Here is an 11,254-nt window from a genome sequence, read left to right as displayed (position 1 = left end):
TTAATTTGTATTATCGAGGGTTTATGAAGCGTTATATCGCTTCATGAATGATAAAAGCGGGGCAATCTGTATTGTTATTCATCTTTTTAGGTTGGAAGCGTTTTTTAAGTTTTTTTCTTGTCATTTTCGTGTTGTTTGTTCTGTTTTGTGGGAGAACGGTTTATGCGCGGTTCTCGGCTGTTTTTCATTCCCCAACAGATACTTTTTCTCGCGGGTATTCTGAGAAGCAGCGATTAGAAAGACTTGAAAATTTGCGCGCTTTAACGCCCAAAAGAACAAAAACATCTACAGAGCAAAATTCAGAAACGCTTTTGGGTGGAAAGCAATGTTTTGCAATTGATGATATTATCGTTGATGGGGTTTATCACATCACAAAGCGTGCTATAGCAGCGGTCACAGATCCTTACGTTGGGAGATGTATAGGTCTTGCTGATATTCAGCTTTTAATCAAGCAGTTAACCAAAGTCTATTTGGATCAAGGCTATGTCACAGCGCGTTTTTATATCCCAGACCAAGATATAAAAAGCAGTAAGACGTTAAAGTTTGTTGTTGTTGAGGGGAAGCTTTCGGATATTTATTACAATGGTTTACCAGCTTCACCACATAATTATGTTGTGTGGAGTGCTTTTCCGGGTTTGGAAGGGCATATTCTCAACATGCGCGATATTGAGCAGGGTCTAGATCAAATCAACAGGCTTTTTTCAGCACATGCTCAAAGTGAGCTTCTACCAGGTCGTGAAGAGGGAAGCACCATTGTCAATATTAACAATCAACCGGATAAAGCTTTCAAGGTTAGTGTTTCCCATGATAATTTAGGCCAGTCTTCAACGGGTTATGCCCGTTATAGTGCAGGCTTAAAGTTGGAAAATATTTTAGGGCTCAATGATGCGTGGGATTTTGGTTATCAACGCAGTCAAACAGATTATTGGGGCGGGAGCGAACAAGAAGGCCATAGCAATAACATTTCAGCAAGTGTGAGTATCCCCTATGGTTATTGGACCTTTGGTTTAAATGGCACTGCTTATAATTATCAAAGCATTATTAAGGGCAACCTTAGCGATATTGAAACGACGGGGGATTCCAGTGAGTTACATGCCAGTACCAGCAGGGTACTCCACCGTGATAGTGTTTCTTTGACGACTTTGAATTTAGGTCTTTCCTATAAAAGAACTAACAATTACCTCCTCGGCAATAAGATTGAAGTGGGCAGCCGTCAATATAGTGTCGCTAATTTTGGGATATCGCATTCTCGTCAGATGTTAGGGGGGACTTGGACCTTTGATATCAGTTATTTGCAAGGACTTACCATTTTTCATTCGGTAAAAAAACATTCTCCAGGAGCGGGGGATGCGGAGCCTCAATTTGCCAAATTTACTGGGACTCTTAATATTATGACACCCTTTGAGGTGAGCGGGTGGAATTTTGTCTTAAGCAATCTTTTCAGTGGGCAATATTCACCGCATAATTTATTAGCTGCAGAGCAGATCTCTTTGGGGGGCGCTTCCAATGTTCGCGGCACGCGTGAGAGTTTGGTTTTTGGCAATAACGGCTTTTTTATCCGTAATGATTTGATGCTGCGCACTATTCCATGGCGCAACAACGCGACGCTCAAAAAGGTTTTTGGAGAACTTCGCCCCTATGTTGGTTTGGACTATGGTCGTGTTTTTGCACAACCTTTGTATGGTTTTGCCAATGAACAGCTTTCCGGTTGGAGCGCAGGTGTCAAGCTTTCGGGGGGCATGGTTTCTCTTGATGCGCGTTATTCCAGTATTTTCTGGAGCACAGTCAAGCATAAAAAGTCAGACACGTTTTTAATGACATTAACAATGGATCTTTAAGGATAGCGATGGGGAGTACAAGCATGAGATATGAGAAGAGAGAACAAAGAGCCGCTTTATTAGGTTTTTTAGTTTCCAGTACGATGCTCAAAAAGGTTTTATTTGGGGGACTTGGTTTTTCTTGTTTGTTCGCCCCTTCAGCGTTACAGGCGCAAATTGCAGTTGATCCTAACGCGAGTGCCGCCCATCGTCCAGATATAGTGGCAGCGCCCAATGGGGTTCCTTCCATAGATATTGTCACCCCCAATAGCAGTGGTTTATCGCACAATAAATATGATGATTTTAATATTGGTCATTCTGGTGTTATTTGGAACAATCATGCGCAGGAAGTGGGGCAATCACAATTGGGGGGCATTATGCCGGGCAATCCCCATTTGCGTGTGACGGGTTCAGCGAAGGTTATTTTAAATGAAGTAACCAGCAGCAAGCGCAGTGCCTTGAATGGACCAGGAGAAGTTTTTGGGCGTCCTGCAGATGTGATTATAGCCAATCCCAATGGAATAACTTGTGATGGTTGTGGCTTTATTAATACCCCCCATACGACATTAACCACCGGTGTTCCAGAAATTGATGCTTCTGGTTTTCTGAAAGGTTTTGTGATCAGAGGTGGAGACATCACTTTTGGCGTAAAGGGAGCAAATTTTTTCACTGGCAAAGGGGCTGTTGATATTGTTGATATTGTTTCACGCACAGTGCATTTTGAAGGTCCAGTTGCGGGAAAGGATATTGGGGTTGTGGCTGGAACGGGCAGTTATGATTATAGCTCTCGCCAGATGAAGGAGCTGAGCGATATTACTGGTAAACCAGAATATGCGATAGATGGTTCTGCTTTGGGGGCACTCCAGGCGGATCAGATTAAACTTGTGGCAACCGAAAAAGGTGTAGGGGTTCGCATGCGCCATGATATGGCGGCCAATGCTGGGCAATTGCATCTTTCGGCTGATGGAAAAATTTCGCTGAAGAATGTTTTTGGTCACGGGGGTGTTGTTCTCAAATCGAAAAGCCAGAGCGTCTTGGCAAAGCACATCAGCTCTAAAAAGAATATTGATATTGCCGCGAAAAAAGATGTGAGGTTAGAAACCATTGGGGCTGAGGGTCATTTGAAGATAGAGGCGCAGGATGGGCTTTTAACCATTGCTGGGCAAGCGACCTCTGGGGGTGATATGAAGTTGTCGTCACACCATGATATCAAAGTCTCTGGGCTAGGGGCAGGGGCTGATATGGCGTTTGAGGCGGTTGGTGATCTGACCATAGGTGGCACTGTTTTGGCAGGAGGCAACTTAAATGCGCATGCCGGTGGGGATATCAGGGCGCATTTTTTAGCCGGTGGGGTTGATATGACAGCAACGGGGGCTACCGGAAATCTTGTTTTGGGCAGCCAAGGGGGTGTTGATCTTCAAAGTGTAAGTGGGGGTATTGCCGCAGAAAATATTTATGGCGCAGGGGATATTACTTTAGATTCTCATAAGGGGATACTTGTTTCTCAATCCCTTCGCTCACACCACGATGTCGCTCTTCATACACAACCTGATGCTGGGGTTCATTTTGGACAACTAATTGCTTATGGCAGGGCAGACATTGATGGTGGAGCGATTGATTTTTCTTCGCTGATGACAGGTGGGGATGCTGTTTTGAAGGGTAGCAGCCTTGAAGCTGGCACAGTGATGACAGGTTTAGATTTTGTTGCCTCTCAGGCAAGTTCTTCGAATCCTTCCGGTGATCTTGTTTTTTATGATAAAGGTTCTCTTTCGATCACAGCAGAAAAAGGTATAAAGGTTGGACATATTATCAGTGGTGGCAATATTGAAATTTTTGCAGGCAACGACATTTATTATGATCAGGTCATTGGATATGGCACAGCCACATTGACATCGGTATCAGGAGGGATCAGTGTTGAGAATGTGCTGTCTGTTCTGGGGGATGTGAGGTTGACAGCACCGACACTGGATTTAAGCAATAATCGTTCTCATATTTATACGCCGCAAACGCTGTATTTAATTGCAGATCATATTGATGTCTCGGGCAGCAAATTGACTTATGGCGGTTTAGATTTTAACAGCACCCATGCCCTTGATATTCACAATGCACGGCTCCAAGCTGTGACAGATGAGGGGGGGACTGGAGATATTCTCTTTGTTGCTCCAGGCGTTATGGTGGATAAGGCAACATCAGTTTTAGCGGCACGAGAATTCATCATCAAAACAGGGGAGCTTCACAATAGTGGTCAATTGGCAGCGGGACAGAATTTAGTCTTTAGTGTGACAGGGAATGCGACCATCAACAAAACGGGGCTAATCTATACTGGTGGGAATGGGGCTTTACAAGTTGATGAAGCTTTGTTGAATGATTTTGGCGCCATTATGGCAGAAGGTGATTTGTTTTTTACCAATGCAAATGGCACAGGAAAAAGCCTTTCCCTTGTTAATAAAGCAGGCTTTATTCAAGCTGGTGGAAACTTAAACATCCAAACCAAAACTTTGCAAAATGAAGCCGATAGCAAGCCTGAAATTAAGGAAAAAAAGGAAAATGCGACCATTTCATTCCAAAAACCAAAGGGTTCTGATCAACTCAGAGATAAGAGGTTATATCACGATATGAGCTGTGATAGTTGGGGTCGTGGGCACCATAAGTTTATATCAATTGGACATGAGGGTTTTATAGACGCTGGCTTTAGATTTGATGAAAAACTTTGGACTAATACACAAGGAACGTACGGCACGGCAACTTTGCAAAATGGAACAGTCTATAAGGCTTTTACTTGGAAATATGATACAAAAAGAGAAAACATAGAACGCTATCAATGGAATTCGGGATCATACATGAGTGAGAAGACTGTTACGCAGTGGTTTTCGCATAAACCAGCGGTTCAGGGGATGATTCAATCTCAAGGCAATCTCATCATTAACGCTAATGATATTAAAAATAACTATAGCATCATAGAAGCAGGAAGAAATGCGGATATCCATGCGAATGTGCTGACCAATGTAGGGGCTACCACATATAAAAGCGTGTATGCCGGTTGTCATGCCAATACGGATGCATATTGTTATGCTTATAACGCCGATGGAAGTCATAATGCTAAGCTTGATATAACCAATAATGGTAACCGCCACATCAGTTCAGAAGTTCTTGATACGGTTTCTGGTCTTGTTCAGGCAGGAGGCACCTTGAATTTGGTGGTTGATCAACTCAACAACACGGCTGTTGAAGGGTCCATTACGGGAGACGCCCATTTTGAGGCCAAAGCGGTTGGAGATAATCCGCTGGAGGCACTGAACGGTTTAACCGGGGCTGGTGCTTTGTTTACACCCAAAGTGGACATCAATGGGACGGGGGATCTTTCTGAGGGGCTCCCTTTGCCAAAGCCCCAATCGGGGGGTGTTGGGGGCACTTTGCCTCAACAGAATTTCATTTATGAAACCAGGGCAGAATTTCTTGATGTTGGGAAGTTTTATGGATCTGCTTATTTTTTGAATAGAATTGGTTATCAGCCAGATCGGGAGATTTTTTTCTTAGGGGATGCTTATTTTGAAAAGCAACTGATTGAAAAACAAATGCGTGATCTTGTAGGGCAAGGTTTAGGCAAAGGCTCCTTTATTCCAGGAAAAGATTCGATTGAACAAGTTAAAACCTTGCTGGATAGAGGGGCAGATTATGCCAAAGCCCACAATCTCCCCTTTGGTGAGCCTTTAAGTGAAGAACAATTGGCAAGCTTAGAAGCCCCGATGGTGATTTATGTCCGTCAACAAGTCAAGGGCATGGAGGTTTATGCACCGGTGCTTTACATCCCTGAAAAAGACAGAGCCTCCTTTGTTTCTGCTGGGGCTTTGATGATGGGCGATGAAGTCAATATGACCACAAAAGATTTGGTGAATTCAGGGCGGATAAGTGCATCCCATAACTTATTTGTGCAAAGTGGTGATATCTTTAGTCAAGGGGGGCATTTTGCCGCCGAGAATGATGCTGTTTTGCTTGCACAGAACAATATTCGCTTGGAGGCAGGGCGCACAATGGTTGACGGTGTGGAGACTGTTTTAAACACCAATGCCTTGTCTGCTGGGGGCAATGCGACAGTTTTCGCTAAGCAAGATATCACAGCCTCAGGGGTCAAGATCACCACAGGAAGTGATCTTACCATGGCCACAGAGCAGGGTAATTTGACAATCGGTGCCGTTAAAACCGAGCATCATGATGCGCAGGGCAATGCATCTATGCATCATCAATCAGAAGTTCATTCTGGGGGCTCAACAACGCTTTCCTCTGGAAAAGATCTGAATATTTTAGGCTCTGAAGTCCAAGCAAAGGATAATCTTTTCTTACAAGCAAAAGAAAACGTTTCGATTGATGCCACACGCAACAGTGCCAATAGTCATAGCGGAGATCAAAGCTCCCATGTTGCTGTGCAGAATGGTTCTTTGATCAATGCTGGGGGTGATATCACCGCTATTGCGGGGCAGGACGGAAAACCGCATAATCTCACCATCACGGGCAGTTTTGTTACGGCTGATGGCAAGGTGGGGCTGAAAGCAAGCAACGATATTCTCATCAACAATGCAGAAGAAAGTCTCCTTTATGAGAGGTCCTACCATAAAGATGGTGGAGTATTGAGCAGTAGCAAACCTGAGTATAACAAGATTGATGCAACAGAGGTTGTCGGTTCACTCATATATGGGGGCACAGGTGTTGCCCTTGAATCGGAGAATGACACGCAGATTGTAGCATCGACGCTCACAGCCGGCAAGATAGGGGAAACACCTGATCAGAAACAAGCGGATATTACCATTCACTCTGGGGGAAATCTTCTCATCAAAGGTGCACAAAAACACTACGACCAGCAACAACAATCGTCTGGAAATAACGCTTTGTATAAGAAATCTTCCAAGTCATCTCAATCGCATAGCACAACGGTTTCCTCCACTCTTGAGGCGACGGGCAACATTGTGTTGGATGCCGAAAAAGAAGCCACGATTACCGCTTCTCATATAACTGCCAATGAAGACATCCATGTGAGCGGGGAAAGCGTGACGATTGATGGCATGACAGATCATCATAAGAGCCATTCAGAAACCCATGAAACCGGTTTTGGTGTTGGCTCAGGCAAGGACTTTGTCTCAATCTACGGGAGTGAGGGAAAGACAGAGAATGAAGAAAGTTTTGAACATCAAGGCTCTTCGTTCAATGGGAAAAATATCACCATTACTGCCAAAAAAGACGATGTGAATGTGGTCGGCTCTGATTTTATAGCGCAGGAAGATATCAAGCTTTCGGCAGCCCATGATATCAATGTTTTGCCTGGTCACAATAGCTATAGCACAAATTCAAAGGAAGAACGCACAGGCTTTGGCTTTCAGTTTAAGTATGAAAAAAGCAGCAGTAGTGCTTCTTTAGGGATTGGTGTTAATGGCACCAAAAATGCGAGCGATGAACAGAAAAAGACTTCCGTTCAATCCAATTTTACAGTGGGTAGAGATGTGCAAATCAATGCCGGCAATGATGTGAATTTACAAACGACAAATGTTTCGGCAGGCCGTGATGTCAACATTGATGCGGGCAATAATATCACATTATCGGAAAGCTATGATACCTCTAATGGGAAGGAAAAACATGAAAATTTCTTTGCCGGTGTCACAGCTTCTGCCGATATTGGCATTCTTGGTAGCATAAAAAATTTGAAGGATGCGGGAAAAAATTTTTTTGATAGAAATACTGAAGCAAAAATCGGCTATGGTGTTCTTGGTGCTCTAAAAGGCTATGATCTCTATAAGACAGGCAAAGGTCTTTATCGTGGGATAAAAGGTGGTGCAACCAAAAATGCCCTTCTTAATGCGATCGGGCCTTCAGCCAACGTCTCAGTAGGTTTTAAGCTTGAGAAAACAGAAGCCTCTTCTCAAGTCTCCACCGCAGTAACAGACACTATAAAAGCAGAGCGTTCTATTAACATGAACGCTCACAAAGGCAGCATCCATGGTGTTGGCGCTGATATTACCGCTGGCACAAAGAAGCCGATTTATGCGCTGAACTCTGATGAACAGAGCGGGAATATTAATCTGACAGCAGGGCAAGATATCACCTTTGAAAGTGCAAAAAACACGCAAAGCAGACAAAACAACAATGAAAATGCTTCCATGAGTATTGGATACAGTTATGGCACGAGTGGTTCTGGATGGACGGGCAGTGCTTCCTTTGGGAAAGGAAAGGACTCTAGTGAACAGGTGCAACACAAAAACAGCCATGTTAAAGGCTCCGGTACGGTTCATACCAATAGTGGGAGAAACACCACACTGGCAGGGGCAGTGATTTCTGGAGACTATGTAGAGATGAATGTTGGTGGTGATTTCAGCATTACTAGCCAGAGCGATACGGAAAAAACTTCCAGCAAAAAAAACTCTTTTTCTTTTGGGATTCAGAGTTCGGGAAATGTTAATAGTACATCAATAGATGCTTCTTACCAAAGGGATAGATCCTCTAGCGATTATCACAGCGTTGTGGAACAATCGGGCATTAAAGCTGATAAGGGCGGCTTTGATATCAAAGTTAAAAATCAAACAACACTCACTGGAGGAATTATTGAAAGTGCGGCTTTGGCAGACAAAAACCGTTTGATTACAGGAGCTATCACTACCAGCGACATAACCAACAGTGCTCATGCACAAACCAAGAGTGATGGGATGAGCATTTCAGCGAGTGTTTCCATGGATCTAAGCAAATATGGCGTCGGGAAAAACATTGCCCAAAATGTTTTAGGTTATACTAAAGAGGGGGAGGCAAGAGAAGGATACACCAAATCCGCTATCAGTAATAGCACCATCATCCTTACTGATGAGGCAGGGCAGAAAGCTTTGACAGGGCAAAATGCAGACCAAGCCATTGCTTCCCTTAATCGCGATACTGCCAACGCTCATCAGGGTGTCTCACCCATTGATGTAGGCAAGCTGAAAAAAAACGTCCAAGAAGACCGTGAAATGTTTACGGAATTGCTGCAGGAAGGTTTTAAGCGTACTGATAAAATCGTTGAAAAGCGTGCTGATGATGCTGCTGCTAAAAAGCGTGCTGATGATGCTGCTGCTAAAAAGCGTGCTGATGATGCTGCTGCTAAAAAGCGTGCTGATGATGCTGCTGCTAAAAAGCGTGCTGATGCTGCTGCTGCTAAAAAGCGTGCTGATGCTGCTGCTGCTAAAAAGCGTGCTGATGCTGCTGCTGCTAAAAAGCGTGCTGATGCTGCTGCTGCTAAAAAGCGTGCTGATGCTGCTGCTGCTAAAAAGCGTGCTGATGCTGCTGCTGCTAAAAAGCGTGCTGATGCTGCTGCTGCTAAAAAGCGTGCTGATGCTGCTGCTGCTAAAAAGCGTGCTGATGATGATGCCGCTAAAAAGCGTGCTGCTGCTGCTGCTGCTAAAAAGCATGCTGATGATGATGCTGCTAAAAAGCGTGCTGATGATGATGCTGCTAAAAAGCGTGCTGATGCTGCTGCTGCTAAAAAGCGTGCTGATGCTGCTGCTGCTAAAAAGCGTGCTGATGCTGCTGCTGCTAAAAAGCGTGCTGCTGCTGCTGCTGCTAAAAAGCGTGCTGATGCTGCTGCTGCTAAAAAGCGTGCTGATGATGCCGCTAAAACCACATTTATCAAAGAGAAACCACTACTGTAGTTGAGTACAATGAAAATGGTAATGCCCTCTATTTAATTGATGACAATGGAAAACCTATAAAAGGCAGCGATGGAAAACCAATAATTCTGTATCGCTATTAAAACCAGAGGAAGAAAAGCATTTACAAGCTGGCTCTGATAGCAACAGGCGTATGTTCTATAATGGTATTTCTAATTCACCTGATGAAGCAGCCCGTAATGCTGTGCAAATGGCTGATAATGCGCATGAACCCCTTTATTTTACCACCACCCCAAGCTAAAGACAAGCTAGTAGAGTTTGGGGTAGCAATTTATGAGTATTTTGGGGGATGGAGTAATTCGACCAAGAAATTTCAAGATTTTGCCTCTCGTTATGGTAATGATGGGGTGATTGTGAGTGCGCACAGCCGTGGTAGCTTAACAGTAGGCAATGGACTGCGTGACTTTGAAGAGCATGGCATCCACGGTCTCGCAGAAAAAACAGATATTTATCTTTATGGACCAGCTGATAACTCTCTATCGATAGCAAATGCACACTATTATGTGAGTGATGGTAAAAAAGATCATATTTATTTACAAAGCCATCTCTTTGATCCCATTGGTACAGGAATTGGTCACAATCCACCTACAGCTTATAAGGTACCCTGGAAGCTCCTCTATGTATTATTTCCATCGGCAATTGCAATAAAAGAGCAAGTGGGAGCGCTACGCGGCCATAATCCTAGTACCACCCATAAGTGTTATGGTGATGCAAGTGATGCATGTAAACATGATTATGGAACACCTCATAATGCAACAATTTATGCACCTCATGCGATTTTAGATAATTTAGGTTTAGGTTATTTAGGGAGAAAGAAATGAATACATTGTTTAAATTATTAGGTGGGATAGTTTTGTTAAGTGTTACTGGATGTGACATATCAAATATTGACAAACCTGCTCCAGCATACGTGAGTATGTGGGAGAAACCTGGTGCAGATTCTACTGAGGTAGGAAAAGCTCTTTTGGAATGTGGCATGCCGAGCCTTATTGATCCTGATACAGAAAATAGAGAGGTAAACAATAATGGATGGGCAACAATTCATGCCTGTATGATCCAATCAGGATTCCGCTATAAAGATGAACATATAGGAGGATGGTGTTATACATTTAGAGAAGAAAATCTTCCGATTTGTCGACCTGGTGCTGTTATTCCGAAGCGAAGTGTCGAAAAGCGCTTAAACAGCCCTTATTGTAAAAGGTATAAAAACGCGGATGAATGCCAACCTTAACAGCGCAAAACCATTCGCAAAGCGCTTTAATGAGAATGTTGGCTTTGGTGCTGGAGCAACGGGTGGTGGAGATTCAATGAGCGCTTCTTTGAACAAGGATAAATCCTCTAGTGATTATCACAGTGTTGTAGAGCAAACAGGCATTAAAGCAGGTACGGGCGGTTTTGATATTACAGTCACGGANCAGCAGCCATGGTTTTAGCCTTTCTGGAAATGACACGATAAAAAATATTACCAAGAATGTTTTAAACCATGGCAAAGCCAAGGATGGCGCAGAAGGAGAAACCAAATCCGCTATCAGTGATGGAACCATCATCCTAACCAATACAACCGGACAAAGGGCGATGGGGCAAGATGCTGGAGAAATCATAGGCTCTCTCAACCGCAATACTGCAACAATCCATCAGGCTGTTGCACCAATAGACGCCACATCCCTTGAGGGAGCAGTGCATAATCGCTTAGATATGATCAATGATTTATCCGATGAAGGATTGGGTTATTTTTATAAAATTTATAAAATTGCCTAT

The 11,254-nt window shown here is 43.7% G+C and carries 4 protein-coding genes and 1 pseudogene; all 5 read left to right on the top strand.

From position 1 onward, the window contains the following. Positions 1 to 47 precede the first annotated feature (47 nt). On the top strand, positions 48 to 1,838 hold the full coding sequence (locus ABD909_RS04210; protein ID WP_345096721.1) for a ShlB/FhaC/HecB family hemolysin secretion/activation protein: 1,791 nt from the start codon (positions 48 to 50) through the stop codon (positions 1,836 to 1,838). A 23-nt stretch (positions 1,839 to 1,861) separates the two neighbouring features. Next, the gene (locus tag ABD909_RS04205; protein WP_345096720.1) at positions 1,862 to 9,478 is read left to right on the top strand and encodes a hemagglutinin repeat-containing protein; all 7,617 of its coding nucleotides are present in this window, start codon (positions 1,862 to 1,864) and stop codon (positions 9,476 to 9,478) included. A 224-nt stretch (positions 9,479 to 9,702) separates the two neighbouring features. Then, positions 9,703 to 10,317, top strand: coding sequence for a hypothetical protein (locus tag ABD909_RS04200; protein ID WP_345096719.1), 615 nt, complete (start codon positions 9,703 to 9,705; stop codon positions 10,315 to 10,317). Beyond that, entirely contained in the window at positions 10,314 to 10,727 is a 414-nt protein-coding gene (locus ABD909_RS04195; RefSeq protein ID WP_345096718.1) for a hypothetical protein, read from the top strand. Before ABD909_RS04200 ends, ABD909_RS04195 begins: the two co-directional genes overlap by 4 nt. Before the next feature lie 16 nt (positions 10,728 to 10,743). Further along, positions 10,744 to 11,254, top strand: a pseudogene (locus tag ABD909_RS08600) (filamentous hemagglutinin); the annotation flags it as partial.

The sequence above is a fragment of the Bartonella acomydis genome, from assembly GCF_039543025.1.
In the GTDB taxonomy this organism is placed as follows: domain Bacteria; phylum Pseudomonadota; class Alphaproteobacteria; order Rhizobiales; family Rhizobiaceae; genus Bartonella; species Bartonella acomydis.
This window is presented reverse-complemented; position numbering and strand designations above follow the sequence as displayed.